Origin of the sequence: Aeromonas sp. S9(2024) (assembly GCF_041403185.1) — a bacterium.
Taxonomy (GTDB): domain Bacteria; phylum Pseudomonadota; class Gammaproteobacteria; order Enterobacterales; family Aeromonadaceae; genus Aeromonas; species Aeromonas enteropelogenes.
Genome location: NZ_JBGLRE010000001.1, coordinates 598992 through 624729, shown reverse-complemented (window position 1 = coordinate 624729; position 25738 = coordinate 598992). Strand labels below are relative to the sequence as shown.

General features: G+C 61.9%; 27 protein-coding genes. 7 read left to right on the top strand and 20 right to left on the bottom strand.

The genetic code is table 11. The features are described from left to right. Nucleotides 1–122 precede the first annotated feature (122 nt). Nucleotides 123–1571, bottom strand: a complete 1449-nt coding sequence (locus ACB028_RS02860) for a diguanylate cyclase (protein ID WP_371143444.1) — start codon at nucleotides 1569–1571, stop codon at nucleotides 123–125. Nucleotides 1572–1774: 203 nt separating this feature from the next. Here ACB028_RS02860 and ACB028_RS02855 point away from each other — a divergent pair, with 203 nt between their 5' ends. Continuing rightward, complete coding sequence (locus tag ACB028_RS02855; RefSeq protein ID WP_371143443.1) at nucleotides 1775–3355, top strand: diguanylate cyclase domain-containing protein; 1581 nt, start codon at nucleotides 1775–1777, stop codon at nucleotides 3353–3355. A gap of 199 nt (nucleotides 3356–3554) precedes the next feature. Continuing rightward, nucleotides 3555–4040 (top strand): glycine zipper domain-containing protein, encoded by a 486-nt coding sequence (locus ACB028_RS02850; protein WP_371143442.1) that lies wholly within the window; start codon nucleotides 3555–3557, stop codon nucleotides 4038–4040. Nucleotides 4041–4098: 58 nt separating this feature from the next. Here the strand turns inward: ACB028_RS02850 and ACB028_RS02845 are convergent, their stop codons facing one another. From ACB028_RS02845 to ACB028_RS02825, 5 genes are all read right to left on the bottom strand, one after another. Beyond that, nucleotides 4099–5055: a D-2-hydroxyacid dehydrogenase gene (locus ACB028_RS02845; protein ID WP_371143441.1), complete on the bottom strand. Its 957-nt coding sequence runs from the start codon at nucleotides 5053–5055 to the stop codon at nucleotides 4099–4101. Between the two features lie 142 nt (nucleotides 5056–5197). Further along, nucleotides 5198–5950, bottom strand: a complete 753-nt coding sequence (locus ACB028_RS02840; protein ID WP_124239546.1) for a DUF3530 family protein — start codon at nucleotides 5948–5950, stop codon at nucleotides 5198–5200. A gap of 121 nt (nucleotides 5951–6071) precedes the next feature. Next, the gene (efp, locus tag ACB028_RS02835) at nucleotides 6072–6638 is read right to left on the bottom strand and encodes an elongation factor P (protein ID WP_026457209.1); all 567 of its coding nucleotides are present in this window, start codon (nucleotides 6636–6638) and stop codon (nucleotides 6072–6074) included. Between the two features lie 45 nt (nucleotides 6639–6683). Continuing rightward, on the bottom strand, nucleotides 6684–7859 hold the full coding sequence (gene earP, locus ACB028_RS02830; protein WP_371143440.1) for an elongation factor P maturation arginine rhamnosyltransferase EarP: 1176 nt from the start codon (nucleotides 7857–7859) through the stop codon (nucleotides 6684–6686). A 93-nt stretch (nucleotides 7860–7952) separates the two neighbouring features. Next, nucleotides 7953–8996 (bottom strand): GMP reductase, encoded by a 1044-nt coding sequence (locus ACB028_RS02825; protein WP_371143439.1) that lies wholly within the window; start codon nucleotides 8994–8996, stop codon nucleotides 7953–7955. Nucleotides 8997–9375: 379 nt separating this feature from the next. On the opposite strand from ACB028_RS02825, the gene ACB028_RS02820 reads away from it, so the two are divergent. Further along, a complete protein-coding gene (locus ACB028_RS02820; protein ID WP_371143438.1) occupies nucleotides 9376–9876 on the top strand; it encodes an ATP-dependent zinc protease in 501 nt (166 codons plus the stop codon). An 88-nt stretch (nucleotides 9877–9964) separates the two neighbouring features. Here ACB028_RS02820 and ACB028_RS02815 read toward each other — a convergent pair whose 3' ends face one another. From ACB028_RS02815 to ACB028_RS02785, 7 genes are all read right to left on the bottom strand, one after another. Continuing rightward, a complete protein-coding gene (locus ACB028_RS02815) occupies nucleotides 9965–11404 on the bottom strand; it encodes an ATP-binding protein (RefSeq protein WP_224211208.1) in 1440 nt (479 codons plus the stop codon). Then, entirely contained in the window at nucleotides 11401–12087 is a 687-nt protein-coding gene (locus ACB028_RS02810; RefSeq protein WP_026457848.1) for a response regulator, read from the bottom strand. The genes ACB028_RS02815 and ACB028_RS02810 overlap by 4 nt, the downstream gene beginning before the upstream one ends. Nucleotides 12088–12208: 121 nt before the next feature. Then, nucleotides 12209–12835, bottom strand: coding sequence for a tetratricopeptide repeat protein (locus tag ACB028_RS02805; protein WP_371143437.1), 627 nt, complete (start codon nucleotides 12833–12835; stop codon nucleotides 12209–12211). Between the two features lies 1 nt (nucleotide 12836). Beyond that, entirely contained in the window at nucleotides 12837–13670 is an 834-nt protein-coding gene (locus ACB028_RS02800) for an SDR family oxidoreductase (protein ID WP_371143436.1), read from the bottom strand. 28 nt (nucleotides 13671–13698) lie between these two features. Next, nucleotides 13699–14352, bottom strand: coding sequence for a TenA family transcriptional regulator (locus ACB028_RS02795; RefSeq protein ID WP_026457851.1), 654 nt, complete (start codon nucleotides 14350–14352; stop codon nucleotides 13699–13701). Further along, a complete protein-coding gene (locus tag ACB028_RS02790; protein WP_371143435.1) occupies nucleotides 14349–15866 on the bottom strand; it encodes an AMP-dependent synthetase/ligase in 1518 nt (505 codons plus the stop codon). The genes ACB028_RS02795 and ACB028_RS02790 overlap by 4 nt, the downstream gene beginning before the upstream one ends. Then, complete coding sequence (locus tag ACB028_RS02785; protein ID WP_061475613.1) at nucleotides 15863–16534, bottom strand: thermostable hemolysin; 672 nt, start codon at nucleotides 16532–16534, stop codon at nucleotides 15863–15865. Before ACB028_RS02785 ends, ACB028_RS02790 begins: the two co-directional genes overlap by 4 nt. A gap of 214 nt (nucleotides 16535–16748) precedes the next feature. Here ACB028_RS02785 and ACB028_RS02780 point away from each other — a divergent pair, with 214 nt between their 5' ends. The 3 genes from ACB028_RS02780 to ACB028_RS02770 all read left to right on the top strand — a co-directional run bounded on the left by ACB028_RS02780 (nucleotide 16749) and on the right by ACB028_RS02770 (nucleotide 19528). Continuing rightward, entirely contained in the window at nucleotides 16749–17390 is a 642-nt protein-coding gene (locus ACB028_RS02780) for a class I SAM-dependent methyltransferase (RefSeq protein WP_371143434.1), read from the top strand. A 66-nt stretch (nucleotides 17391–17456) separates the two neighbouring features. Next, nucleotides 17457–18680 (top strand): winged helix-turn-helix domain-containing protein, encoded by a 1224-nt coding sequence (locus ACB028_RS02775; protein WP_371143433.1) that lies wholly within the window; start codon nucleotides 17457–17459, stop codon nucleotides 18678–18680. 59 nt (nucleotides 18681–18739) lie between these two features. Further along, nucleotides 18740–19528 (top strand): hypothetical protein, encoded by a 789-nt coding sequence (locus tag ACB028_RS02770; RefSeq protein WP_371143432.1) that lies wholly within the window; start codon nucleotides 18740–18742, stop codon nucleotides 19526–19528. Nucleotides 19529–19595: 67 nt separating this feature from the next. On the opposite strand, the gene ACB028_RS02765 is transcribed toward ACB028_RS02770, so the two are convergent. From ACB028_RS02765 to ACB028_RS02755, 3 genes are read right to left on the bottom strand one after another with little or no spacing between them, the layout of a single operon-like run. Next, on the bottom strand, nucleotides 19596–20720 hold the full coding sequence (locus ACB028_RS02765) for a M20 family metallopeptidase (RefSeq protein WP_371143431.1): 1125 nt from the start codon (nucleotides 20718–20720) through the stop codon (nucleotides 19596–19598). Nucleotides 20721–20754: 34 nt separating this feature from the next. Next, nucleotides 20755–21222 carry a YjiG family protein gene (locus ACB028_RS02760; RefSeq protein WP_026457021.1) on the bottom strand — a complete coding sequence of 156 codons (468 nt, stop codon included), beginning with the start codon at nucleotides 21220–21222 and terminating at the stop codon, nucleotides 20755–20757. Continuing rightward, a complete protein-coding gene (locus ACB028_RS02755) occupies nucleotides 21219–21950 on the bottom strand; it encodes a nucleoside recognition domain-containing protein (RefSeq protein ID WP_042025688.1) in 732 nt (243 codons plus the stop codon). Before ACB028_RS02755 ends, ACB028_RS02760 begins: the two co-directional genes overlap by 4 nt. A 40-nt stretch (nucleotides 21951–21990) precedes the next feature. Between ACB028_RS02755 and ACB028_RS02750 the strand changes: the two genes are divergently transcribed. After that, nucleotides 21991–22218, top strand: a complete 228-nt coding sequence (locus ACB028_RS02750) for a hypothetical protein (RefSeq protein WP_371143430.1) — start codon at nucleotides 21991–21993, stop codon at nucleotides 22216–22218. Here ACB028_RS02750 and frdD read toward each other — a convergent pair whose 3' ends face one another. The 4 genes from frdD to frdA are packed head-to-tail and all read right to left on the bottom strand — an operon-like array spanning nucleotide 22219 to nucleotide 25512. After that, a complete protein-coding gene (frdD, locus tag ACB028_RS02745) occupies nucleotides 22219–22575 on the bottom strand; it encodes a fumarate reductase subunit FrdD (RefSeq protein WP_026457019.1) in 357 nt (118 codons plus the stop codon). A 10-nt stretch (nucleotides 22576–22585) separates the two neighbouring features. Beyond that, a complete protein-coding gene (locus ACB028_RS02740) occupies nucleotides 22586–22984 on the bottom strand; it encodes a fumarate reductase (protein WP_026457018.1) in 399 nt (132 codons plus the stop codon). A gap of 16 nt (nucleotides 22985–23000) precedes the next feature. After that, the gene (locus tag ACB028_RS02735; RefSeq protein ID WP_026457017.1) at nucleotides 23001–23735 is read right to left on the bottom strand and encodes a succinate dehydrogenase/fumarate reductase iron-sulfur subunit; all 735 of its coding nucleotides are present in this window, start codon (nucleotides 23733–23735) and stop codon (nucleotides 23001–23003) included. Beyond that, on the bottom strand, nucleotides 23728–25512 hold the full coding sequence (gene frdA, locus ACB028_RS02730) for a fumarate reductase (quinol) flavoprotein subunit (RefSeq protein ID WP_026457016.1): 1785 nt from the start codon (nucleotides 25510–25512) through the stop codon (nucleotides 23728–23730). Before frdA ends, ACB028_RS02735 begins: the two co-directional genes overlap by 8 nt. Between the last annotated feature and the right edge of the window lie 226 nt (nucleotides 25513–25738).

The window sequence follows — 25738 nt, the reverse complement described above, 5'->3', positions numbered from 1 at the left end:
GTGATGGATGTCTTTTGCCGCGCTCGCAACAAGCTTCTTTGGTTGAAGTTTGCGGAGAGCTCATGAGCTTCGGGCTTCCCAACTCGCGATATTACCTGCGGGGGTGCCGGGTTTTGCCCGGCTCAGCGGCCATACTCCTGACTGCAGGTCGTGTCCTGATACCACTCTACCCGGTTGCGGCCGTTGTGCTTGGCGCGATAGAGCGCCGCATCGGCGTGGGAGAGCAGCTGTTCCAGGTTGAGATGGCCGGGCTCGCGATAGGCGAGCCCTATGCTGACCGTGATCGTGACGGGGCGCATGGCCTCGTCAATGACTTGCAACTGCGCCACCTCGCTTCGCAGCCGATCGACCAGCTCCCAGGCCTGGGACGGCGGCACATCGGGCAGCAGCAGCGCAAACTCCTCGCCACCGAGCCGTCCGAGCAGAGTGCTGCCGGGCATCCCCTGGCTGATGGCCATGGTGAATGCCTTGAGCGCACGGTCCCCCGCCTCATGGCCGTGGTTGTCATTGAGTTGCTTGAAGTTGTCCAGATCCAGCATGCAGACGGCGACCGGCTTATGTTGCTGATCCAGCTGTGCCAGCATTTGTTGGGCGCTCGGCCAGAAGCCCGCACGATTGAGGGCGCCGGTCAGGTGATCGTGGTGGGCCATGTACTCCATCTGGCGCAGCAGGATGTTGCGGGTCGCCATGATGCTGGCTGCCGTGAGAGGGGTGAGGCCGATCAGCATGATCCCGATCCGCACCGAGAACATCCAGTACTGGGTCTGGGCGTCGTGGTTGATGACGAGATAACCGCTGGAGATGGCAAGCAGGGTCAGGGTTGTAAAGCCGAGCGACAGCAGGGTGGTGGTAAAGAGCGAATAGCTGACGGCGCACCACAGCAGGGCAGGGACCGGGAAGGCGAGGGAGCCCGGGCCCGAGACGATCTCCGCCAGCAACAGGGAGCAGATAAACATCAGCAAGGGCAGCACTCTTGCCCAGGAGACGTGTGGCAACCACAGCGCCTTGAACCAGGTTCGTATCGCGCCGGCATGGGGCAGCGTCAGGAGCACCGGCAGCAAGGCCATGTAGTTGACCAGTTCGCTTGCAAACCAGAAACCCAGTCCGTGCAACGAGCGGCCATTGAACAGGATGGGGTTGATCAGGGCGCCGACCAGCCCGGCGGCAAACGAGGCGGCCATGCTGATCAGCAGCAGGTAAACGATGGCGTTGGGGTGCCTGAGGCGCACATTATCCCTGCCCAGTCGTCGGTAGAGCAGATAGCCGACACCGACGCCCACCAGGTTGCCCAGGGTCAGCAGGCCGGTTTTCAGCAGCGAGTCATCGGTGAAGAGAGCAGCCAGCAGATAACCGGCTATTCCGCCCAGCCAGCCGGCGGGGGAAGCCAGAATGGGGTAGCGGATCATGATGCCGAGGAACACGGCGTTGGCGGGCCAGAAGGCGGCCAGCATGTCGGGAGGGCGGGTGAAGATCCCGGCCAGTGAAAAGAGGCATATCAGGGTGGCCATACACAAGAAGGCGCAGGGAGGGGCGCGGAGTACGTCTATGTACGAGGGTTTTATCTCTTCCATGAGAGACTCCTGATGGCGACTTTGGCCATGGCGGTGTATGGAGATGGCTGCGAAAGAATCCATAAAAGCATAGAATAATCATTGCGTTAGGCAACTGTTGATTTCACTGTTATTTAGAGTGGAATGCTGATGCCGGTCAATGATTGATTGTATTTATTGCTTTTAGAATGAGGGTCTCTCCATGGTCATCCAGAGGTACATGTGTGAGTCTCGCTCCTCCCTGCAAACGGTATTACCTGCTGGTACCCATGACCCTGCTGCTGGGTGGCCTGGTGCTCATCACGACACTGATATTGGGCGTGCAGGGGTTGCTGCGCGATATCGACAGGACGATCGCCAGCTATGACCGCATCGCCGCCTCCATCGAAGCCACCCTGATCCATGAGATGATACAGGTCAGTGAGCGCCAGATTACGGTGCTCGACGATTCGCTGGACAGGGAGGCGATCGCCCGTGGCGAGTCGGCCCTGAACCCTTACTGGACCATAGCGCACCGGATCCAGCCCGATGATCACTTCATCTATTTCTATAATCTGCGCCATGATCGCATCGATACCTATCCCGCCTGGGAGCGTCCGCCGCAATTCAAGGCCACCGAGCGACCCTGGTATGCCGCAGTCACCCAGGCCGGGGAAGAGCCATTATGGCTGGGCCCCTATCCGGAATATGACACCAGGGTCCAGACCCTCACTCTGGTCAAACGGGTCATGGACAAGGAGGATCGCCTGCTGGGACTGCTGATGGTCGACATGCAGTTTGCATCCCTGCAGCGGGCGCTGCAAAACTCCCTGGGCGATGAGCAGGCGGTGGCCATCTATCTGACCCCTGCCGGCGATGATGATGTCATCGTTGCCAGCAACCTCGACTTGCTTGCCCGGCGCGGGGAGAAGCCCGAGGGCATCTGGAGCTGGCCGGGCTTCGGCGTGCTTGGCAACGGGGTGCATCTCACCCATCCCTTGCAGGACATAGGATGGGATCTGCATATCTATCTCTCTGCCCCCCTCTTTCGCGCCATCCTCGGGGAAGATCTGCGGATGCTGGTGTTGCCCCAGCTGCTGCTTGCCGTCATCTGGCTGCTGAGCCTGCTCGTGCTGGTCAGGATCTTCCGGCTGGAGCAGCGTCTGGTGGCCGGCTCCCTCAGCGAGATCTCCCGGGATGTCCAGAGTGGCCGGCGCTTCCCCGGTCACAAGACCTGGTTTGTCGATGACAGCCTCTCCAAGGTGGATCTGGTCAGGGCCAATCTGCTGCGCGGACAGGATGCCCTGCACCACGACCCTCTCACCGGGATCATGAACCGTCGGGCGTTCGATGCCAGGCAGCAAACCCTGCTGAAAGAGGGGATGCCTCATTGGCTGCTCCTGCTCGATGTAGATTTTTTCAAGAACATCAACGACTCCCATGGTCATGCCTGCGGCGATCAGGTGTTGCGCCGGATAGCGGCTCTGTTGGCAGAGCAGTTGGGCGAGGGGAATGTCTATCGTTTTGGCGGGGACGAGTTTGCCGCCTTGCTGACCATGGAACGGGCTGATCTGGAGGAGAGATTGCGGCGGCTGTTCATCCGGGTGCGCAATCAGCAGTGGCGCGAGAAGCGGATCGCCGTCACCCTGAGCGCAGGGGGAGTCCACTATCCGGAGGTGCACCACAACCTGTTCGAGCGGGCCGATGAGTACCTCTACCAGAGCAAGCGGCTGGGGCGTGATCGCTGGTCCCTGTCAGCACAGATCCAAAATGAGCAGAGTAACGCGGATAGTACTGACAAATTCTGTCCGAGCGATGATGGCTAAATGCTCCCTGCCTGTCGGGGGACCTTGCCCCCAACCTCTTGCCAGCTTTCTGATAAAGTTGTTTTTTGATTTAAATTCAATGGATTATAAATTCATTATCCAGTGCAAGAGAGGCACCTGTCGCTCTCCTGCGACACTGGCACATCCTGTCGTAAATCGTATAGTTCGGGAAAATTAATCAGCGTTGACAGGAGTATCCATGGGGATGAACAAGCGTGGCCTGAGTGCCCTGGCTCTGTTGGGTGGCTTGTTGTTGGGAAGTTCGGTGGCACACGCTTCCGAGACGCTCAATACCATCCTGGGGGGCGGTGCCGGCGGCGTGGCGGGCACCATGATCGGCAAGGAGCTCGGTGGCGACACCGGGGCACTGGTGGGGGCCGCCATTGGCGGTGCGGCCGGTGGTGCAGCAACAGCCAACAGAGGCAACAAGAATGAAGCCGCCCTCGGCGGCGCCGTCGGAGCGCTCGGTGGCGCCGCCATCGGCAAGAGTGTCGGCGGTGATACCGGTCGGCTGATCGGGGCTGGGGTGGGCGGTGCCAGTGGCTCGGCCATCGGTGCCAAGACGGGGGATGGCCACAAGAGCCGGGATCGTTATTACGACGACGATGATCATCATCACCGCCACTACTACAAGAAACACAAGAAGCACAAGAAACACAGATGGCACGATGACGACGATGATTGATGCCCTCCGGTGCGTGTGAATGAAGACGGGGCCTGCAGGCCCCGTTTCTGTTTCTGGCTCACACCAGCCGGTGTTGGCGCCGCCCGGCGGCGAAGGCATTGATGTTGTCGATCAGCTGGTCCGCGAGGCGCTGCATCGACTCCTCGCTGGCCCAGGCCACATGGGGGGTCAGGATGAAGTTGGGATATTGCAGGGCCTGCATCAGGGGGTGATCGGGGGGCGGCGGCTCGACGCTCGCCACATCGAATCCGGCGCCGCCGAGACGGCCGTTGGCCAGCGCCCGCAACAGGGCGGCTTCATCCACCAGACCGCCGCGTCCCACGTTGATCAGCAAGGCGCCCGGTTTCATCAGCCCCAGTTCCCGCTCGCCGATGAGGTTGCGGGTATAGGGGGTGAGCGGGCAGTGCAGGCTCACCACATCCGAGCTTTGCAGCAGGTCATCCAGCGGCAGCCGGTCGTCATCCGCGTTGCCTCCGATCTGGCTCTGGGCGTAACGTACCTCCATGCCTATCCCTTTTGCCCGCTCGCCCAGCGCCTGGCCGAGCGTTCCCTTGCCAATGATGCCAAGCCGCTTGCCATGCAGATCCGCAATGGGGTGATCGAAGAAGCAGAACTGGCCGCTCTGCTGCCAGCGTCCCTCCAGCAGCGACTGGCGCCAGGCAAACAGGTTGCGCGACAGGGCCAGCATCAGTGCCATGGCGTGTTCCGGCACCGAGGGACCCGAGTAGTTGCGGATGTTGCAGACGCCGACGTTGGCGGCGCGGCAGGCCTCCAGATCCACGTTGTCGCTGCCGGTGGCCGCCAGCGCGATGAGCTTGAGTTGGGGCAGCCTGGCCAGTTCCCCGGCCCCGATGCGCACCTTGTTGATGATGGCGATGCTGGCGTCCTGGAGCCGCTCGACCACCTGCTCTGGCGTCGTACTCGGATAGCTCTGCCAGTGATGGGGGAAGTCGGGATGGTGCAGGGTGATGCCTGCATCCAGGGTATCGCTGTCGAGAAACACAATCTGCTGCATGGTCCTTCCTACCATGAACGGGGCCGAACGGTCATGATGCCAAAGAGAATGCAGCCAGAGCCAGTGTCGCGGGGCGCGAAGGAGGGCTTTCTGCGGCAGATGTGACCGTGCCCGCGCTTTGGCGTGCAGGGGCAGGGCTGGATCAGAGCCAGCCCAGGTGGTTGAGCCAGCCCTGAATGCGGGTTGGCGTCTCCGCCAGTTCCATCAGGGCGTAGGGGCGATAGTTGAGCTTGTGGCTGCGACGGGTCTCGCTAAGGCGCTCTGCCGCCGCGAGCTGCGGCCATCTGCCGCCCTCTTCCTGATAGAGATCCAGGGTGGGGATGGTGGCTTGGGCCACCTGCTTGGCCAGGGTCTGGTTGCTCTGTTGATCGGGGAAGAAGCCGTCAAGCAGTACCAGCGCATCGGGGGCGGGCAACTGCTCGCTGGCGATGAGGTTGGTGGTCCAGGCAGCCCCTGTGCCCTGGGCCAATATCAGCTTGAAGCCGCCATCCTGCAGCTTGGCCTCGGCCAGCTTGCTGATCCGCTCGGCAAACTGCTTGCGAAAGGCGTCGCTGTTTTTCGCTTTCTTCTCGGCGGCCGGGTCGAGCTCGGCCTGCTCGGGAGAGGGGAGCAGCAGCAAAGTATCGAAGCCCAGCAGGCGAAGATCCCGGGTGAGTTGCCATAGTTGGCCGCTGCGTTGCCAGTCCGGCAGCAAGATAGCGAGCCCCAGATAGTTTTCGCTGTCGTGCTTGGCAAACAGCACCGTCTGCTTGTCGATGCGGGTGACGTCAGGCAGCCCTTGCCAGTCGCTCTCCTGCCAGTGATCGACGGGGGCGGGCGGCGCGACCTCAATGGCTTGCGCGCCATGGCTGGCCAGCATCGTCAGTAACAGCAGTGATAAGGATAATCTGGCCATAGTGTGCTCCCTCGGTTATCTGGGTTAGCGGCCACGGCGTCATTTTCTGAAGGTGCGAGCAAGGAGCAATAAAAAAGCGAGCCAGTGGCTCGCTTTTTTGCATCCTGTTCAAGGGGTCAACTTAGTTGACGCGACGCTTGAATTCACCGGTGCGGGTATCGATTTCGATCTTGTCACCGATCTCTACGAAGGCTGCCACAGACAGCTCGTAGGTAGTGCCTTTCAGACGGGCAGGCTTGGTCACTTTACCGGAGGTGTCGCCACGGGCAGCCGGCTCGGTGTATTCCACTTCGCGAACGATGGTGGTCGGCAGTTCTACGGAGATGGCTTTCTCGTTGTAGAAAGTCACTTCGCAGATGTCTTCCATGCCGTCTACCAGGTAGTTCAGCACGTCACCCAGGTTGTCTTTCTCTACGTCGTACTGGTTGTACTCGGTGTCCATAAAGACATACAGGGGGTCGGAGAAGTAGGAGTAGGTGCACTCTTTACGTTCCAGCTGAACCACGTCCAGCTTGTCATCGGCCTTGAAGACGGTCTCGGTGGCGCTGCCGTTCAGCAGACCCTTCAGCTTCATTTTGACCACGGCGGAGTTACGGCCGGATTTGTTGAATTCAGCCTTCTGGACCACCATCGGCTCGCTGCCGATCATGACTACGTTACCAGCGCGGATTTCCTGTGCGGTTTTCATGTAAAAAATTCCTGTTCGTGAAACGGACGGATAAAAACTGCCAGATTATATACGGCTTTCCAGAAATTTCACCAATCGTGTGACGAGATCCCCATCGTGCTGCAACTTCTGTGACCAGCTTCGCCCATGTTGCTGCCAAATGGCGCTATAGCGTGGCCAGTTAGCCCAGAATGCGCGGCAATCCTCGCCCCGATTGAGGGCGAAATTGAAGTCGCGCAGCCACTGACCGCACTCGGCGGGCAAGTCCGCCAGATAGTGGTCGAGGAAGTGCTCCAGCTTGATCAGATGGGCCTCTTCCTCCTGCTGGTAGATGTGCCACAGGAAGGGGCGGGCGGCCCACTGGGCGCGCACGAAGGAGTCTTCCCCGCGCACCAGATTGAGATCGCAGCTCCACAGCAGCCGATCGTAGCCGGCCTGATCCGTCATCGGCAGCAGCTTGATGGCGAGGTTGCCCGAATGGAGCAGATCGCCTGCCCTGGCCGTAGGGATGGCATCTTCCAAACCTGCGCCACGCAGTACGTCGTGCAATGAGCGCCCCAATGGAAGCAGCAAGGTGACCGGCGTGGTGCCCTGGCACCAGCTCTCGACCAGACTGGTCAGCGCCTCGCTCTCGTAGGTAAAGAGGCTGACTCTCAGCTCGTTCTCTTGTTTGGGCGGCAGGCCCAGGCTCGCCCAGTAGGCGGCAAGGCCAGTTTCATCCTGTTGCCAGCGATCCCGCTCGGCCAGCAGTGCCCGCTCGCAGAGCAGGCCGCCGGTTCTGGCGCTAAAACCCGGGAAGAAGAAGTATTTGTCGAGGCTCCGGTTGCACACCCGCTGGGGGGAGGCGAGGCCGTGGCAATCCTCGACCCAACTCTCGGCCGAGAGGTACTCCAGATTGATCCAGCAGGGGGGCGGGCTCTGCTCGGCCATGCGTTCGACAAAGGGGGAGGGCAGCTCGCAGGCAAAGGCCTCGATGACGACCCTGGCCGGGGTGATGTCGGCGGGCAGGGTTTCATGCCAGTGCTGGATATGGATACCCTCGACCCACTGGCAGTCCAGCTCGGGGTTGAGCCCCAGGCAGATGCGGGCGAAGCTGGCCAGATCGTCCACCCAGAGCCGCACCGCACCATGCCCCTCCTGCTCCAGCTGCCGGGCGAGTCGCCAGGTGACGCCGATGTCACCGAAGTTGTCCACTACGCAGCAGAAGATATCCCAGTCGAACCGGGGCAGGGGGCTTGTCATATCGGGGATCCAGATGCAAAAAAACCGGTGCGCAGGGTAGCACACCGGTGGACTGGCTTCTAATCGTCAGCAGGTCGCAGGTAGTCTGGCGGATCACTCCTTGCCGTAGACGTTGTTCTCCTGCTCGCGCACCCGGATAAAGGTGGTGCGCTTGGTCAATTCTTTCAGCTGGCTGGCACCGACATAAGTACAGGTGGAGCGCACGCCCCCCAGGATATCGCGCACGGCATTCTCCACCGGGCCGCGATAGGGCAGCAGCACCGTCTTGCCCTCGGAGGCACGGTACTCGGCGACGCCGCCGGCGTGCTTGTCCATGGCACTCGACGAGCTCATGCCGTAGAACTTCATGAAGGGCTCGCCATCCACGTCGATGATTTCGCCGCCGCACTCCTCATGGGCCGCCAGCATGCCCCCCAGCATCACGAAGTCGGCGCCGCCGCCGAAGGCTTTGGCCACATCCCCCGGGCAGGTACAGCCGCCGTCGCCGACGATCTGGCCACCAAGGCCGTGGGCGGCATCGGCACATTCGATGATGGCGGAGAGCTGGGGATAGCCGACACCGGTCTTGACCCGGGTAGTGCAGACCGAGCCCGGGCCAATGCCTACCTTGACGATGTCGGCGCCGGAGAGGATCAGCTCCTCCACCATCTCGCCGGTCACCACGTTGCCCGCCAGGATGACGTGATTGGGGCAGGCCTCACGGATTTTGCGCAGGAACTCGACGAAGTGCTGGGAGTAGCCGTTGGCCACGTCCACGCAAATGAAGCGCAGCGCCTCGGACATGGCGAGGATCTGGCGGGTCTTGACGAAGTCTTCGTCCGACGTGCCGGTCGATACCATCACATGACCCAGCAGGGCAGGGTCGGTCTCATTGACGAAGGTTTGCCACTGCTTGAGGCTGTAGTGTTTGTGCACCGCCGTCATCATCTCGAAACCGGCCAAGGCGCGGGCCATGGCGAAGCTGCCGACGGTATCCATGTTGGCGGCGATGACGGGCACCCCTTGCCATTGGGTCCGGGTGTGCTTGAAGGTGAACTGACGGGTCAGGCTGACTTGGGAACGGCTCTTGAGAGTAGAGCGCTTGGGGCGAAACAGGACATCCTTGAAACCGAGCTTCAAGTCTTCTTCGATACGCATTGCAAATTCCTTATTGAGCCTTGAGTGATGCGTCACTGTTGCAGTGGCAAATTTTCGGCAGGCACAAAAAAACCGGGGGTTTTCAGGGCCTCCGGTTTACAACAGTGTAGGCAAAAATCCCCCCGGAACAAGACTGATATTTCACCAACTGTTGTGGTAGCCTTTGGCGTCACAACCTGAGGTTGGCCGATGGTTTCATCCAAGGCTAACCCGGTGTTTCTCTTCCCCCGCCATTTCCCGTCGCCAGACATTGGTTGTCGCCTCGTCATCCCCCTCCGCCCTCCTGGGCTACCGCCCGGCACAAAGCGATGTTCCCTCGCAAGACAGTGTGATAAGTCTGGGCCTCACCTTGTGAAGATGAGACGGCTGAGGTTGTGGTATGAGCAAGTGGATAGCAGGCACGGCACTGATATTGGCCCTCTGCGGCAGCGCACTGGCGGCGCTGCAGGAAGGGTATGGCTGGGTGGAGAAGGGGCTGATCCTCCCCACCGGAGTGGCAGTCAAGATGAAGCTGGATACGGGGGCGCGCACCTCTTCAATGGATGCTCAGGATCTGGAGCAATTCACGCGCGATGGCAAACCCTGGGTACGCTTCTGGCTGCGAGTGACCGATGCCGACAGCGACAAACAGGTCTCCCGGCAGTTTGAACGGCCGGTGGAACGTCACGTGACGGTGCGCGGCGCCGGGGGCAAGGAGAAACAGAAGCGGCCGGTCGTGACCATGTCCGTCTGTGTGGGGAGCCGGGTCTATGAGGGTTGGTTTACCCTGCGGGATCGCAGCAAGATGATCTATCCGGTGCTGCTGGGGCGCCGTATGCTGGAAGAGATGGGGCCGGTGGATGCAGGTCGCACCTTCACTCGCCAGCCGGATTGTCGCTAAATCTGCGCTGCCGATGTGCAGCCAAACAGATGTACAGCCAAACAGAGGGGCCGCAGCAAGCGGCCCCTCTGTTTATCTACCGAGTAATTTATTTGGCGCTGGCCGACAGCGGCAGCCAGAGACTCACTTCCAGACCCCTGTCCGGCAGGTTGTGTACATCGAGATCGGCACCATGCAGCTGGGCGATGCGCGAGACGATGGCCATGCCAAGGCCGACTCCGTCCCCCTGCTGGGGATTGACCCGATAGAAGCGCTCGCACAGCCGTGACAGGGCGTGGTCCGGAATGCCGGGCCCGTTGTCGCTCACATCCACTCTCACCCGGCTGCCTTCCCGCCGCACCTGCACCCGGATCTCGCCACCTGGCTGGGTGTAGCGCAGGGCATTGTCGATGAGGTTGCCAAACAGCAGCTCGAGCAGGGTGGCCTGTCCCATTACCCGCAGTGGCGTATCGCTCTCGAGCGACAATTGCTGATCCTTTTGCAGGGCGATGGGGGCCAGGGTCGCCAGGGTACCTTGCAGCAGGTGGCCGATCTCCAGTTCGACCAGCACGACCTCCTGCTGGTTGTCGATGCGCGCCTGGGTCAACAGTTGGCGGATCAGGCGATCGCTGCGATCCAGCGCCTGCAGCATCTTGTGCAGCGACTGGCGGCGGCTCTCCTCATCGTCCGCCGCCAGGGCGTTTTCGCTGTGGATCCTGAGCACCGCCAGCGGGGTGCGCAGCTCGTGGGCCGCTTCGTTGGTGAACTGTTTCTCCCGCTCCAGGGTTTCGGCCAGCGCCTGCATCAGGCGGTTTATCTCGTTGACCAGCGGCGTCAGCTCCTGAGCGTCCGCCTTGAGGTTGAGGGGAGTCAGGTTGGCGGGGTGGCGCTCGCTGATGGCCTGGGCCAGCTGACGCAAGGGGGCCAGGCCATGGGTGATCAGCCACCACAGCAACCCCAGCAGGAAGGGCAGGGTGATGAGCAGCGGCAGCATGGCGAGGGTCGCCATCTTGCTGGCCAGCTCGCTCCGCTCGTCATCCCGCTCCGCCACAACCAGCCAGGTTCGCTCCTCCTCGTTGTAGAGGGTGAAGGTGCGCCAATGGTGGTGATCCTTTTCCACCGTATCGAAGCCGCGGGTCAGAGTGACCAGCGGCTGGCGCGGGGCGCTAGGGGAGCTCAGCAGCAGATTTCCCTGCTCGTTCAGCAGCTGAAAGTAGAGGTTGCGTTCGAACTCGTGACCATAGGGGGTGATCTCCCTGTCCTCACCGGTGATATTGAGGCTCTTGTCTTTCTGCCAGCCATCGGGATTTTGCTGCTCCCACTCCTGATAGATGGTGCCATCCAGGGGGAGCGGCCCCTCCTGTGCCATGTAGCGGGCCAGCAGCTTGTTGGTGATGCGGGCCGACTGGGCAAGACGAGCGTCGAACAGCTCCTCCATCTCGTGGCTTGCCTCCATGTAGCCGATGAAGGTGCTGATGGTGAGGCTCGCGCTCACCAGGGTCAGGATGCCGGTGAGCAGAAAGCGGCGAATGGAGCTCGAGCGTCTCATCGTGCCTGGGTCCGTCCTGCCTGATCGAGCTGGGGAATGATGTAGCCGACCCCGCGGATGTTGCGGATAAGGTCGCTGTAAAACTTCTTGCGCAGGTGGTGGATGTGAACCTCCACCGCGTTGCTCTCGGCCCCCTCATCCCAGCCATAGAGACTCTGCTGCAACTGCTCCTTGCTCAGCACCCGGCCGCTTTGGCTGAGCAGCTCCAGTAGCAGTTTGTACTCGTGGGGAGTGAGCTTGACCGCTTCCCCCTGATAGGTGACCTGCTGGGATTCGGGATAGATGAGGATGTCGCCATACTCCACCATCGCCTGGGCCTGCCCCTTGCTGCGGCGCACCAGGGCACGCAGGCGGGCGTTGAGCTCCTGCAGGGCAAAGGGCTTGACCATGTAGTCATCGGAGCCTGCATCCAGCCCGATCACCCGATCGTCGAGGGCATCGCGGGCGGTGAGGATCAGCACCGGCAGCTGGTGCCCCTCCCGGCGCAGCTTGCGCAGCAGGCTGAGGCCGTCGATGTCCGGCAGGTTGAGGTCGAGGATGAGGGCGGCAAATTCGTCGCTCTTGAGGGCCGCCAGGGCGGGCAACCCCTGCTGCAACCAGTCCACCGTGTATCCGCTGTGGCGCAGGGCATCCTGCATGCCATCGCCCAGCATCACGTCATCTTCTACCAGCAGGATGCGCATCTCTCTCTCCATCACGTCAGGGAACAAGCCGGTAGTCCGGCTTTACGACATAAACGACTCTGCCCACCAGTATGCAAGCTGGTGGGCAGAGTTTAAATAGCTGTCTGATCAGGCTGGCTTTTTACAGCTTGGTGAGGCGTTCGCGAATTTCGCTGCGGCGCCCCTCGTCGGCCAGCTCGCGCCCCGGGCGGGCTGGGGCGGCCAGCGCCTTGTCCAGATAGGTTTTCGCTTCTGCCTTGCGCCCCTGATCGAGCAGGAAGTCGCCATAGAAGAAGTTGGGGTCGATGCCGGTGGGGTTAATGACGAGCGCCTGCTTGAGCAGCTGCTCCGCTTTTTCGTCATCGCCAAAGCCGACCGGCCAGCCGGGCACCTGATAGTAGAGGGAGCCCAGGCTGGTGTAAGCCGAGCCGTCGAGGGCCTTGGGATCCTGCTTGAGGGCCAGCTCCAGCTTGGCCTTGGCCTCTTTCACCAGCCCGAGCGCCCCCAGGCCGCCCTTGGCGCCGGCCCAGGTGCTCTTGACGATGGCCGACCAGATCAGCAGATCGGTGCGAAAGGGCTCCTTGGCACTGGCCTGTTCGGCCTGGCCGCTCAGGGTCTCCAGGCAGCGCTCCTTGGCCTTGTCGACCTGCTGGTACTGGCAGACGGCCCATTGCTGCTGGATGGGGATCAGGGCATCGTCTGCCGCCTGGGCGCCGGCGGCCCCCAGCAGGATGGCGAGGACGCCGTATTTGCAAGCAATCCGGGTCATATCAGGACTCCTTCTTGGTCGGGATGGAATGGGGCAGCGCCTCGTGCGGCAGATGCCGGGCATAGCGTTCGATGATGGGCAGCTGCTTGGCCAGCGCCTTGTCGACGATGCCGGGCAGCAAGGCGTTGAGACGCACGAACAGCTGCTCCGGCCAGCCGAGCCAGCGGCGGCGGGTCTCGTTGCACAGGGCGATAACCGCCTCTTCGGCCACCTCCTGGGGGCTGTCGGTGTGGGTGCCGAGCTCGGCGTTCATCTCGTAGGCGGCCTCCGAGTTGAGACGGGTGCGGGTGGCTCGGGGTGCAAAGTGGAGCACCTTGATGCCGCTTCCCTCCAGCTCCCGTCCCAGCGCCTCGCTAAAACCACGCAGGGCGAACTTGCTGGCGCAGTAGACGCTGTAGCCGGGGTAGCCGATGCTGCCAAAACTCGACCCCACGTTCATGATGATGCCGGGTTTGCGCATCTGCGGGAGCAGGGTCCGGGTCAGCTGGATGGGGGCCTCGATGTTGAGCCGCAGCTGACGCTCCACCTGTTCGCTGCTCTGATCCTCGAGCCAGGCAAACTGGTTGCAGCCTGCGTTGTTGATCAAGACGTCGATCCCCTCTTCCAGCAGGGGATGCTGCAGCAACCTGGCCCGCTCCTGGGACGATCCCAGATCGGCGATCAGCACCTGGTGGAGCTCCGGATGGGGCAGGGACTTTCGCAGCCGCTCCAGTGCCGGACCTCGTCGTCCGTTTAACAGCAGATGGGCCCCCTGGGCCGCCAGCTCCTGCGCCAGCTCTTCCCCTATGCCGCCACTGGCTCCGGTGAGCAGCACGCGTTTCCCTTCAAGTTGCATGGTATGTGCTTCCTTCACTGTGGGCGGTTCACGCCCGGGCGGTCAGGTTGTAGAGCATCTCGCCATAGAGGCGGTAGACCACGCGGGCGGCATGGATGATGGCGGCCTGGTCGGCAGGGTTCTCCACCCGGTTCATCAGGGATTCGAAGAACTTGAGATGCTCCTGATCCAGGGCACCATGGGAGCTCAGGTAGCTCATCGCCTGGGGAGGCAGCCCCAGCCCGCTCTTGATCTGATCCGCCACCGTCAGGGCGATGGCGACGCTGGTTCCCTCCAGCACCTGCACCATGCCGAAGAAGCCCATGGGATTGCCCCGCTGGATCTGGTCGTAGAGGAAGGCCACCATCAGCTCGATGGGCAGACCGGGCTGGCCGTGGCGCACCGCCTCGGCATCCCCGCCGCAGGCGCGGATGTCGCTTAAGATCCACTCCTGATGGCCGTACTCCTCCTCTATGTACTCCTTGATGGCCGCGCGCACCCACTCGTACTCCTGACCCAGCTTGCCACCGGTTGCCATCAGCAGGGGAACCGTGTGGCGCACGTGGTAATAGGCTTCGGTCAGGAAGGCGAGATAGGTCTCGCGCTGGATGTCGCCACGGCGGCAAGCCTCGATGATGGGCGCATTGAACAGGTGCTCGCGCTCCTGGGAAGTGGCTTGTTGCAGGGTCTGGTAGAAGCTCATGCTGATTCTCCTGTGAGGCCTTCGCTGAGGCACTGGCTGATCTGCCGGGAAAAGTGTTGATAAATCTCGTTGCGACGGGGCCGGCCGTTGGCGGTCAGCAGCTCGGGGGACTGATCCAGCGCTACCGGCAACCAGTGATGCAGGCGGGCGTAGTCGGGCAGCCGGCTGTTCAGCTGTGCGATCTGGCGGGGCAGATCCCCTTCGCTGCCGGGCAGGGGCTGGATCAGCGCCACGTTGGCCGGCTGGCCGTCGCCAAAGACCACGATGCGGGCGATGGCGGGGCAGAGCTGGGCCTCGGCCTCTACCCACTCGGGGGAGAAGTTGCGACCAAAGGCGGTGATCTGGACATTCTTCTTGCGCCCGGTGATGTGCAGGTAGCCATCCTCATCCAGGTAGCCGAGATCGCCGGTGGCGATGGTGGCGGCCTCATCGTGGGCGGCATCTCCATGGCCGAGATAGCCCAGCATGGCGTTGCCGCTCACCAGGATCTCGCCATCTCCGGCGATGGTGACCCGGCAGTGAGGCAGGGGGCGACCGACGCTGCCGGGCCTGTCCGACTGCGGGTTGTTGAGCGCCACCACGGAGCAGCATTCGGAGAGGCCATACCCTTCATAGACGGGCAGACCGGCGGCGCGGGCGCGAGCGATCAGCTCGGGGGCCACCTTGCCACCCCCGACGGCGATAAAACGCAGCCCCTGCAACTGGCGAAGCAGCGCCGGGTTGTTGCCGGCCAGCACCAGCAGCAGGCGCAGCAGCTCGGGCACCAGCACCAGGCTGTGGCTGGGCCAGCGCAGCAGCGCCTGGGCCAGCATGGCCGGGTTGAGGGCACTGGAGCCGGAGAAGCCGATCTCCCCGAGTGACGGGATGCGGCTGCAGGCACCGGTCAGCAGGGGCACGTAGAGGCCGGTCAGGTTCTCGAGCAGGGTTGCCAGTGGCAACAGGGTGAGGTGCTGCTCCACCCGGGCCGGGGCGACCCGCTCTGCCAGTGACTGGCAGACCGTCATCATCCGGGCCAGGGAGAGGCAGACCCCCTTGGGTTGCCCCGTGGTGCCCGAGGTGTAGGTGATCTTGGCGGTGCCTGCGGGCAGGGCCGGCGGGTTGAGCGGGACATGCCGCCACAGGGGGACGGTCAGCTCGCCGGGCGTACCGTCGGCGAGGGAGGTCACCGTCAGCACAAGGGGGGCGGCCGGGTGCCAGTCAGGATGGGACGGGCCCACCAGAGCATCGGCGCCGCTGCTCTCGAGCAACCACGCCTGCTGGGCCAGGCTGAAGAAGTGGGGGACGGGGATCACCACGATTCCCGCCCGGGTGCAGGCCAGATCGATCAGCGCCCAGGGCAGGCCGTTGTCCAGTTGCAGGGCCAGGCGCCGGATCTGCGCCTGTTGCAACTCGTCGGCCAGGCGCAGGATCTGCTGCCACAGCTGGCGGTAATCCAGCTGCTGCCGGCTATCCATCAGGGCCGGCTGTGTCGGGTTCTGCTTCGCCGTGCTGGCGATGGCATCAAACAGCGTCATTGGGCGCACCTTTTATCACGAGCCATACGGCAGGCCTCTCGGGAGTCGTCGAACAGGGCGGGCATGGGGGCCAGCAGGTTGAGCAGCAGGCTGCTTTGGGCGAGCACCTCGCGCCCCTGATTGAGGTCACCCACCATCACCCTGGGCTGGCAGCGGTAGTATTCCCCCCAGGCGGCGGCATCTTCGCCCACCTGATGCGCCTGGGCGGGAGCCAGCTCCACCGGATCGAGGCGCAGGCGATGAAAGCTGTTGCGCAGCTTGGCGGTGCCGGTGAACACCACGTAGTCGAGGGCGTTGTCGCACAGCAGGCGACAGAGCGCGGCAAACATCAGGCGGGCATTGCCCGGCTCGCTGCAGGCCAGATTGCCCACCTCTATGATGCGCTGGCGCTCCGGGCGTACCCCGAGGCGGGTCTCGATGGCCGCCTCTACGGGGTGCTCCAGATACTGCTCCAGATAGAGCGCACCCGCGCTGGCCAGGTTGAGACCACAGGCGCCGACCAGCACGCCGTCGGCACGGTAGAGTCCAAGCAGGCAGGGCAGGAAATGGGGAATGCGGGCGTTGAATTCCTGGGTGTAGGCCGCCTGGATATAGGCCTGCAGCGCCATGACCTGCTGCGGGGAGTCGGCCAGCATCAAGCGGTAGGGTGCCTGGATCTCTGTGGTCATGGAATGCTCCTTCTCTTGCGATGAGTTGAGCCTAAAAGGGCAAACTTAAGAAAGCCTTAAGGGGCGCAAAAAGTTGCCATGACCGGATGGAAGTCATGACGGTGGGCAAAGGGCTGCTGGCCTCGATATGCAGTGGCGTGGCGGCGATAAAACAGTTGCCAGCGGCGGGGCGGGCAGGCAATCTGCCCGGCTGTCACTTGCCAGAGGTATCGTCATGTCATCCACCCCCTGCTGCCCCCTGTGTGCCAGCCATCAGGCCTACCCCCTGCCGGTGGCGGGCAAGCGTTATTACCGCTGCGAGCGGTGCGAGCTGGTCTGGCTGGATGCGGCGGATCATCTGGATGCCGAGGGGGAGAAGGCGGTCTATGACGGCCATGACAACCGGGTGGATGATCCCCGTTATCGTGCCTTTTTGATGCGGCCCTTTGGCGAGGTGCTGGCCCGGGTGCCAGCGCCTGCCAGCGGCCTCGATTTTGGTTGTGGCCCGGGGCCTGCGCTCATCGCCATGGGCCGGGAAGCGGGCTTTGAGATGGCGGGCTACGACAAGTTCTATGCCGATGAGCCCGAGTTGTTGACGAGACAGTATGACTTTATCACCAGCACAGAGGTGATCGAACACATCGCCGAGCCACGGGTTGCACTGGATCTGCTGTGGCGCTGCCTCAAGCCCGGCGGCATTCTGGTGTTGCAGACCCAGCGGGTGCTCGGTGACGAGCGCTTTAAAACCTGGCGCTATCGCCACGATCCGACCCACATCGTCTTCTTTGCAGAAGCGTCGTTTCGCACCCTGGCGGTCAGCTGGCAGGCAGAGGTTGAGTTTCCCCACGCCGATGTGGCCCTGTTCACCAAACCCTGACCCCGCCATTTTCATTTGGCGATGAGTTGGGCATGCTGATGATCTGATACCAAGGAGCGGTGATCCATGTCCATTCCCCATCTGTCGTTGCAGGATGCCCGTCATCTGCAACTGGCAGCCCAGGGCCTGCTCGCCCCGCGCCGTAGCAAGGCGCGTCCGGCGGATCTGCTGGCTACCATCCGCCGCATGGCGCTGTTGCAGATAGACACCATCTCGGTGGTGGCGCGCAGCCCCTATCTGGTGTTGTTCAGCCGGCTCGGACAGTACGAACCCGGCTGGCTCGAGCAACTGCTGGCCGACGGCGACATTTTCGAATACTGGGCCCATGAGGCCTGCTTCATTCCCCGCGAGGATTACCGGCTGCTGCGTCATCGCATGCTGGATCCTGCCGCCATGGGCTGGAAGTTTTCGGCCCACTGGCTCGCTACCCATCAGCAGGACATTGACCGGCTACTCGAGCAGATCCGCCAGCAGGGGCCGGTGCGGGCGGCCGATTTTGCCCGCCAGGGGGAGAAGGGCAACGGCTGGTGGGATTGGAAGCCGGAGAAGCGCCATCTCGAGGTGCTCTTCACCGCGGGGCGCCTGATGGTGCGCGAGCGGCGCAACTTCCAGCGGGTCTATGATTTGGCAGAGCGGGTCATGCCCGGCTGGTGCGACGAGCGGGATCTGCCGAGTTTGGAGACAGCGCAGCGAGAGATGGTACGTGCCAGCTGCCGGGCGCTGGGGCTGGTCAAGGCTGACTGGGTGGCCGATTACTATCGGCTGCGACGCGGCAAATACGATGCCCTGCTCCATCAACTGGCCGACGAAGGAGAGCTGTTGCCGGTGCGGGTGGAGGGATGGCAACACGGTGCCTTCGTCCACGCCTCGCAGGCTGACGAGCTGGCCAAGGCGCAGGGGGGCACCCTCAGGGCGACCCATACCACGGCCCTGTCGCCCTTTGATCCTCTGGTGTGGGATCGCAGGCGGGCCCGCGAGCTGTTCGGGTTCGACTACCGCATCGAGTGCTATACCCCGGCGCACAAGCGCCAGTACGGCTACTTCGTGCTGCCGCTGCTGCATCGCGGCAAACTGGTGGGCAGGATGGATGCCAAGGCCCATCGCCAGCAGGGGATCTTCGAGATAAAGAACCTCTATCTGGAGGCCGGGGTCAGGGTGACTCGCACCCTGGCAAGGGAGTTGGCAAATGCGCTGCAAAAGCTGGCGCAGTGGCACCAGACGCCGACGCTGGCCTATGGCGATATTCCGCCCCCCCTGTTGGCGCTATGGCGCCCGGAGCAGGGGCTGTGAGGGGAGCGCAGAGGGAAAGACGCTCTGCACTCAGGGGATTGGCACATGGGAGAAGAGGGATGAAGGGATTCTGGCTGCTGTCGGGCGTGATCCTTGCCATGCTGATGCCGGTCGCCTCGGCACAGGAGAGTGACGCGCCGGTGCGGATCTGCCTCGGCAATGGCAGTGAATGGCCTCCCTACACGTATTGGGTGCGCCACAACGGCGTGCCGGAACCCGAACGGCTGACCGGGGCGGCGGCGACCCTGGTGCTCGATGCCCTGCGCCAGAATGGCCTGTCTCACCAGATCCGCTACCTGCCATGGGCCAGGGTCAAGCAGGAACTGGTCGACTATGACCAAAACGGCCTGTGCGAGCTGACCTGGGATGCCAGCTACAAGCCGGAGCTGGCGGCCCATGTTTACTACAGTGTTCCCCTCTATCACACCCGTCTCGGCCTCTTTTATCTCAAGCGCCGCTTCCCCGAGGCACCGGATCTGGAGGTGGCCAGCCGCGGCCGGATGTGCGGACTGCTCGGCTACAACTATGCCCCCTATGGCATCAACAAGAAGCTGCGGCGGGTCAAGCGGTTGCAGCAGGCACTCGACCTGCTGGCGCGGGGGCGCTGCGATTTTCTGCCAAATTCGGTCGAGCCGCTGCTAAGCGGCCTCAGCCTTGGCATCTACCAGAGCGAGCCCGGCTTGACCCATCTGCGCCTACCCAATCGCAAGGGGTTCTATCTGATAGTGAGCAAGGGATCGCCACGGGCCCGGGAGCTCATTACTCAGCTGGATCAGACGCTGGTGGCCTTTGAGGAGGAGGGGCATACCCGCGAGGTGATGGCGAAGTTTCTGCCGCCGCTGGAGTGACGGCGTCGCCGGATATAAAAAAGGCCAGCCGGTGCAAACCGGCTGGCCTTGGTCATGGATGGGGATATCACGCGGCCAGGCGGGTCAGTACCTTCACCAGCAGCTCGATGCGCGGAGCAATGCTCGCCAGATCCAGATACTCCTCGTCACTGTGGAAACCGGCGCCGATAGGGCCCAGACCATCCAGGGTCGGAATGCCGAGGGCGGCGGTCAGGTTGGCATCCGAGCCGCCACCGACCTCTTGCCAGCGGATGGGCAGACCCAGCTCTTGACCACACTCCTCCACGATGGCCATCAGGGCCTTGGTTCCTTCTGACGGCACCATGGCCGGCTTGTGGGCCTCGCGAGTCAGCTTGATGGTGACCCCTTCCAGATGAGGGCGCTCGGCCAGGGTCAGCAGCCGGTCGTTGACCTGGCTGTACTCCTGGTTGTCCCAGAAGCGCACGTCCACCACGGCGCTGGCGTGGGCCGGCACTATGTTGGCGCCATTGCCCCCCTCGACGATGCCGATGTTGAGGGTGGTGCCGCTCTCGAAGTTGGTGAGGGCATTGATGGCCAGGATCCAGTGACCCAGCTCGGTGATGGCGCTGCGCCCCTTCTGCGGCTCGTTGCCCGCGTGGGCCGCTTTGCCGGTGAAATCGAGGCGATAGCGGGCCATCCCCTTGCGCGCCTTGACCAGAGAGCCGTCGGCACGGGCCGCTTCGGCCACCAGCACTTGACGGGCCTGTTTGGCCACCGAGGCCAGCCAGTCGCTGGAGTGCAGGGAGCCAATCTCTTCGTCCGGGTTCATGCAGACGCAGATGCTCAGGCTATCGCGCACCTCGCGGGGCAGGGCCCGCAGAGCATAGACGATGTTGAGCAGGCCGGATTTCATGTCGGAGACGCCGGGACCGTAGGCCCGCTCGCCATCGACGCTCATCGGGCGGGCGGCGGCGGTGCCGAGGGGGAAGACGGTGTCCATATGGCCAATCAACATCACATCGATCTGCTCGGCATCAGGCCGGTTGCGAATTTCCAGTCCCACGCCAGCGACCCCGCAGTCGACCCGCTTGATGTGCCAGCCACCCATGGCCTCGTATTTGGCGGCCATCAGATCCGCCACTGCGGTTATGCCAGGTTGGTGCAATGAGCCGCAATCCAGGTTGATGAGAGGGGCCAGCTCGGCCAGGTATTCATCCAGAGAAAAAGTCATCGGTTGCTCCACTTGTGTGGTTGTACGAAAAGGGTCAGAGAAGGATGTTCATCACCAGCATGGCGCCGAAGGCGTTGAGCACTGAGATGGCGACCATGATGGGGATGTAGCGCCCTTCGGTGCCGATGCAGCCGAGGATGCGGCCCATGTACTGCACCTGGGAGCCCATCAGGTAGATGGCGGGGGCCAGGATGGCGATGTGGGTACCGTTGAGGATCCCCTGATCGAACAGGGTGATAACCACGCCGACCGCGCCGCCCATGGACATCCAGGCACCGATCAGCACGGCAGCTGCCTCACCGGGCAGGCCGAACACCGCCATGATGGGGGAGAAGATGGCACCCATGGCGTCCAGGGCGCCGGTGATCTGCAGCGCCTTGATGATGACGAAGGCCATCAGCACGTTGGGGACGGTGGAGGTGGTGGCGATGACCCATCCCTTTTTGGCCCCTTCGACGAAGATATCGGTGACGATGGGCTTCTTGACGTTGGCCTGGCTCATTTGGCTTGCTCCTGGGTGCTGGGGGTCGTGGCGTGCTGGGTGTTGTCGCTGTTTTTGCCTTCGGTCAGGTTGAGGTAGACCCGAAACAGGTTGGCGCCGACAAATTTGAAGGCAAACATCACCACCACGGCGAGACCGATGGAGGAGCTGACTGCCGGGCTGCCATCGGCCAGGGTCAGGGTGAAGAGCACGGCGCCGGAGGAGAAGAAGTTGACTATGGTGGCACCGGCAGAGAACTGGAACATGGTGAAGACATCGGTCTCGCGCTTGGTGATGAGCCCTTCATCCTTGAGCTGGCGGGTCATGGCGGCGCCGGCATCGGTACTCTGCAGGGAGGCGATCAGCGCCAGACCCGTGTTGCCCGGGATCCCCATCAGCGGGCGCAGCAGCGGGGTCAGCAGCTTGCGGGCGGCATCCAGGGCGCCGTAGTGTTCCAGCACATTGATCATGCCGAGGGCGAACATCACGGTGGGGATCAGGGTCAGGGCAAACAGGAAGCCGTCGCGGGCGCCGTTGCCCCCCTTGCCGCGCATGTCGGTCATGGCAGTCTTGAGGCCGTCGCCGTTCTCGCTGACGCTCTGTACCATGGTGCCGAACGAACCGTTCAGTGTGGTGAAGTCGAACACTCCGTACCACTGGTTGGACTGCAACAGTCCCGAAAAGAAGACGATGGCGAACGCCAGTGCCAGGTAACTGCCTATCGTTACCGAGCGTGATTTGTCAGTCATGATTTAGCTCCATCTGAATAAATATTTAATCGCTTGCAGTATGAATGATGCAATTATCAGTAAATTGATGGCGGTCAAACAGGCGCACTGTCTTTGGTGTTTGTTGTGGTTTTATGTGATGGTGATCGTTGCTTTGATGGATAAAAATCCGGTTTTTGCAGGGATTTTTGAATGGCAGTGTTATGCGGGCGGTATGACAGGGGCGCCGGATGGCGGAAAAGAAAAAACCGGGCGCGAGGCCCGGTTTGGTCATGCAAGTCGGTGGTGATTACTGGAATACCAGTACCATCAGCAGACCGATGGTGATGGCGGACACCAGGAAGGCGAAGCCATAGAACACATAGTGGTGCAGCTTGGTGGTGTGGATCCCGAGGTCATGCAGACCGTGGTAGATACGGTGCATGCCGTGCCAGATGGGCAGGGCGATGATCACCAGCAGGATGCAGGCACCCCACCAGGAGCTGGCGAAGGCGTGCACGCGATCGTAGCTCATGGTCTCCACGTCCATGATGCCCATGGGCACCAGCAGACCGGTAATGAGGACAATGACCGGCAGCAGCATGGCGACGACCATGCCGCCTGCACCAAACAGACCCCAGTAAATTGGTTCGTCAGAACGTCTCATTGTTTTCTCCTCAAGCCACGATGATCAGGACAAGCAGGGATACCACCGCCAGCGCCACATACTGGGCCAGAACGATCGGTTTCTCCGGCACCAGGTCTTCACCCCGGAAGATGCGCATGGCTTTCGGCGCCAGGGCAAACCAGGTCTTGGCGTGGAACAGGCAGGCCGCCAGGGCAATCACATGGAACAGGATGGCGATCGGGCTTTGCAGGGATTCCAGCCAGCCGTTGAACGCTTCCTGACCCTGTACCAGACGCATCAGACCCCACATCAGCACGACGGCATAGATGGAGACGAAGATACTGGTACCCTCGCGGATCATGTAACCGGTGTAGAAGGCATTCTTCAGCCACCAGTCTTTCTTCATTTCGCGGACGTAAGGCTTACGTTTGCTTTGGGTGTTGTTCATGGTCTCATTCCTGATCTCAATCTGGCTTGAACATGGCAATCATGTAGTCCTTGGCGCTTTCGACCTTGCCAAGCTGGATGGCAGCGGCCGGATCCACGCCTTTCGGGCACACTTCGGAGCAGTAGCCCACGAAGGTACAACCCCAGACACCTTCGTCCTGGCTCAGGATCTTCATCCGCTCTTTGGACGCGCTGTCGCGGTTGTCGGCGTTGTAGCGATAGGCCAGAGCCAGTGCCGCCGGACCGGTGAACTTCTTGTTGATGCCATATTGCGGGCAGGCTGCGTAGCACAGACCGCAGTTGATGCACATGGAGAACTGGTGATACTTCGCCATGTCAGCCGGAGTCTGGGTGTACTCGCCATCGCACAGGCTGCGCGGCTCGCTCGGGATGATGTAGGGCTTGATGCTCTCCAGCTTCTCGATGAAGTCGGACATGTCGACCACCAGATCGCGCTCGATCGGGAAGTTGTTGAGCGGCTCGATAGTCATCTTGCCCGGCAGGTAGTCGCGCAGGAAGGTCTTGCAACCCAGCTTGGGCACGCCGTTGACCATCATGCCGCAGGAGCCGCAGATCGCCATCCGGCAGGACCAGCGGAAGCTCAGAGTAGAGTCCAGGTGATCCTTGATGTACTGCAGGGCATCCAGCAGGGACATCTCTTTCAGGTAAGGCACCTGGAAGGTCTGCATCCAGGGCTCGTTATCCTGCTCGGGACGGTAGCGCAGGATTTCAATTTCGATCATCTCAGCCATTCTTCTTAGCCTCGTCTTGTTTCTCACCCTCGGAACCGTACACGCGTTTCGCCGGTTGGGATTTAGTGATCTTCACATCGGAGTAATCGATGGTCGGGGCCCCTTCATCGTTGTAGAAGGAGAGAGTGTGCTTGAGGAAGTTCACGTCATCACGCTCCTCATAACCGTCCAGACGCTGGTGGGAACCACGGGACTCTTTACGGTTGATGGCGGAGTGAGCCATGGCTTCGGCCACGTCCAGCATGTAGCCCAGTTCGATGGCGTACAGCAGGTCGGTGTTGAAGACAGAGGACTTGTCGTTGATCTTGATCTTCTTGTAACGGGCTTTCAGCTCGTTGATCTTGTCGATGGTGCCCTGCATCAGCTCTTCGGTACGGTAGATACCGACACCGGCTTCCATGGACATGCCCAGCTCATTGCGGATATCGGCCGGGTTTTCGGTGCCATCGATATCGAGCAGGGAGAGGTGCTGCTTGATGAGCGCCTCGGCCTTGGCGACCAGCGCCTGGGTGTTGCCGTGCTGCTGGGTAGCGGCAAATTCGGCAGCCTGTTCACCGGCCACTTTACCGAATACCACGATCTCGGACAGGGAATTGGAACCCAGACGGTTGGCGCCGTGCAGACCGACGGAGGCACACTCACCGGCGGCGTAGAGGCCGGCCAGACGGGTGGCGCACTTGCCGTCAGTTTCGATACCTCCCATGGTGTAGTGGGCGGTCGGACGTACCGGGATCGGTTCCTTGACCGGATCTACACCCACGTAGGCCTTGGCCAGTTCGCAGATGAAGGGCAGACGTTCTTTCAGGTACTTCTCGCCGAGGTGGCGCAGGTCGAGGTGAACCACGTCGCCCATCGGGCCCTGGATCACGCGGCCTTTTTGCTGCTCTTGCCAGAATGCCTGGGAGAGACGGTCACGGGGACCCAGCTCCATGTGCTTGTTCTTCGGCTGGCCAACCGGGGTTTCCGGGCCCAAGCCGTAGTCTTGCAGGTAGCGGTAGCCATCCTTGTTCAGCAGGATGCCGCCTTCACCACGACAACCTTCGGTCATCAGGATGCCGGTGCCAGGCAGGCCGGTCGGGTGATACTGGACGAACTCCATGTCGCGCAGCGGTACGCCGTGGCGGTAGGCCAGGGCCATGCCGTCACCGGTGACGATGCCGCCGTTGGTGTTGTAGCGATAGACACGACCGGCACCGCCGGTAGCCAGTACCACGGACTTGGCCTGGATGAAACGGGTGATGCCGTTCTGGATATCGAAGGTCAGTACGCCCTGGACGCGGCCATCTTCCACGATCAGATCAAGGCAGAAATGCTCGTCGAAACGCTTGATGCTCGGGTACTTGATGGAGGTCTGGAACAGGGTGTGCAGAATGTGGAAACCGGATTTGTCAGCGGCAAACCAGGTGCGCGGGATCTTCATCCCGCCGAAACGACGGACGTTGGCCTTGCCATCCGGCTTGCGGCTCCAGGGGCAGCCCCAGTGTTCCAGCTGGATCATTTCGTTGGTAGCGTTTTCGACGAAGTATTCCACCACGTCCTGTTCACACAGCCAGTCACCGCCAGAGACGGTATCGTTGAAGTGGTTTTCCAGGGAGTCATCATCACGGACGACGCCGGCGGCACCACCTTCGGCAGCAACGGTATGGCTGCGCATCGGATAAACCTTGGAGATCAGCGCGATCTCCAGTTCCGGGTGGGCTTCAGCAATGGCGATTGCGGCACGCAGGCCACCACCACCGGCGCCGATGATGGCAACATCGGTCTTGATAATATCCACATCTGCCTCCTTAGGGATAGATTTGCTGGGCACGATTTTGCTCTATGAAAAAAATTCAAGTTTGATACAAGTCAAACAGCTTGGTTTTATTCCATTTTTACTAGTGATTTTTCTATCAAACACCCTGTTCCCTGGATGAAAATGTTGCAATTATCGCCGGTTTTCAGTGTTACTGAGCAATCGAACACACAGCCGCGAAAACTTTAACTACCGGATTGTACGTAGT

Excerpts from the sequence above, each read along its gene's own strand:
- ACB028_RS02860 (WP_371143444.1), bottom strand. The coding sequence starts at position 1,571 with ATGGAAGAGATAAAACCCTCGTACATAGACGTACTCCGCGCCCCTCCC.
- ACB028_RS02850 (WP_371143442.1), top strand. The coding sequence starts at position 3,555 with ATGGGGATGAACAAGCGTGGCCTGAGTGCCCTGGCTCTGTTGGGTGGC.
- ACB028_RS02845 (WP_371143441.1), bottom strand. The coding sequence starts at position 5,055 with ATGCAGCAGATTGTGTTTCTCGACAGCGATACCCTGGATGCAGGCATC.
- ACB028_RS02840 (WP_124239546.1), bottom strand. The coding sequence starts at position 5,950 with ATGGCCAGATTATCCTTATCACTGCTGTTACTGACGATGCTGGCCAGC.
- efp (WP_026457209.1), bottom strand. The coding sequence starts at position 6,638 with ATGAAAACCGCACAGGAAATCCGCGCTGGTAACGTAGTCATGATCGGC.
- earP (WP_371143440.1), bottom strand. The coding sequence starts at position 7,859 with ATGACAAGCCCCCTGCCCCGGTTCGACTGGGATATCTTCTGCTGCGTA.
- ACB028_RS02825 (WP_371143439.1), bottom strand. The coding sequence starts at position 8,996 with ATGCGTATCGAAGAAGACTTGAAGCTCGGTTTCAAGGATGTCCTGTTT.
- ACB028_RS02820 (WP_371143438.1), top strand. The coding sequence starts at position 9,376 with ATGAGCAAGTGGATAGCAGGCACGGCACTGATATTGGCCCTCTGCGGC.
- ACB028_RS02815 (WP_224211208.1), bottom strand. The coding sequence starts at position 11,404 with ATGAGACGCTCGAGCTCCATTCGCCGCTTTCTGCTCACCGGCATCCTG.
- ACB028_RS02810 (WP_026457848.1), bottom strand. The coding sequence starts at position 12,087 with ATGCGCATCCTGCTGGTAGAAGATGACGTGATGCTGGGCGATGGCATG.
- ACB028_RS02805 (WP_371143437.1), bottom strand. The coding sequence starts at position 12,835 with ATGACCCGGATTGCTTGCAAATACGGCGTCCTCGCCATCCTGCTGGGG.
- ACB028_RS02800 (WP_371143436.1), bottom strand. The coding sequence starts at position 13,670 with ATGCAACTTGAAGGGAAACGCGTGCTGCTCACCGGAGCCAGTGGCGGC.
- ACB028_RS02795 (WP_026457851.1), bottom strand. The coding sequence starts at position 14,352 with ATGAGCTTCTACCAGACCCTGCAACAAGCCACTTCCCAGGAGCGCGAG.
- ACB028_RS02790 (WP_371143435.1), bottom strand. The coding sequence starts at position 15,866 with ATGACGCTGTTTGATGCCATCGCCAGCACGGCGAAGCAGAACCCGACA.
- ACB028_RS02785 (WP_061475613.1), bottom strand. The coding sequence starts at position 16,534 with ATGACCACAGAGATCCAGGCACCCTACCGCTTGATGCTGGCCGACTCC.
- ACB028_RS02780 (WP_371143434.1), top strand. The coding sequence starts at position 16,749 with ATGTCATCCACCCCCTGCTGCCCCCTGTGTGCCAGCCATCAGGCCTAC.
- ACB028_RS02775 (WP_371143433.1), top strand. The coding sequence starts at position 17,457 with ATGTCCATTCCCCATCTGTCGTTGCAGGATGCCCGTCATCTGCAACTG.
- ACB028_RS02770 (WP_371143432.1), top strand. The coding sequence starts at position 18,740 with ATGAAGGGATTCTGGCTGCTGTCGGGCGTGATCCTTGCCATGCTGATG.
- ACB028_RS02765 (WP_371143431.1), bottom strand. The coding sequence starts at position 20,720 with ATGACTTTTTCTCTGGATGAATACCTGGCCGAGCTGGCCCCTCTCATC.
- ACB028_RS02760 (WP_026457021.1), bottom strand. The coding sequence starts at position 21,222 with ATGAGCCAGGCCAACGTCAAGAAGCCCATCGTCACCGATATCTTCGTC.
- ACB028_RS02755 (WP_042025688.1), bottom strand. The coding sequence starts at position 21,950 with ATGACTGACAAATCACGCTCGGTAACGATAGGCAGTTACCTGGCACTG.
- ACB028_RS02750 (WP_371143430.1), top strand. The coding sequence starts at position 21,991 with ATGAATGATGCAATTATCAGTAAATTGATGGCGGTCAAACAGGCGCAC.
- frdD (WP_026457019.1), bottom strand. The coding sequence starts at position 22,575 with ATGAGACGTTCTGACGAACCAATTTACTGGGGTCTGTTTGGTGCAGGC.
- ACB028_RS02740 (WP_026457018.1), bottom strand. The coding sequence starts at position 22,984 with ATGAACAACACCCAAAGCAAACGTAAGCCTTACGTCCGCGAAATGAAG.
- ACB028_RS02735 (WP_026457017.1), bottom strand. The coding sequence starts at position 23,735 with ATGGCTGAGATGATCGAAATTGAAATCCTGCGCTACCGTCCCGAGCAG.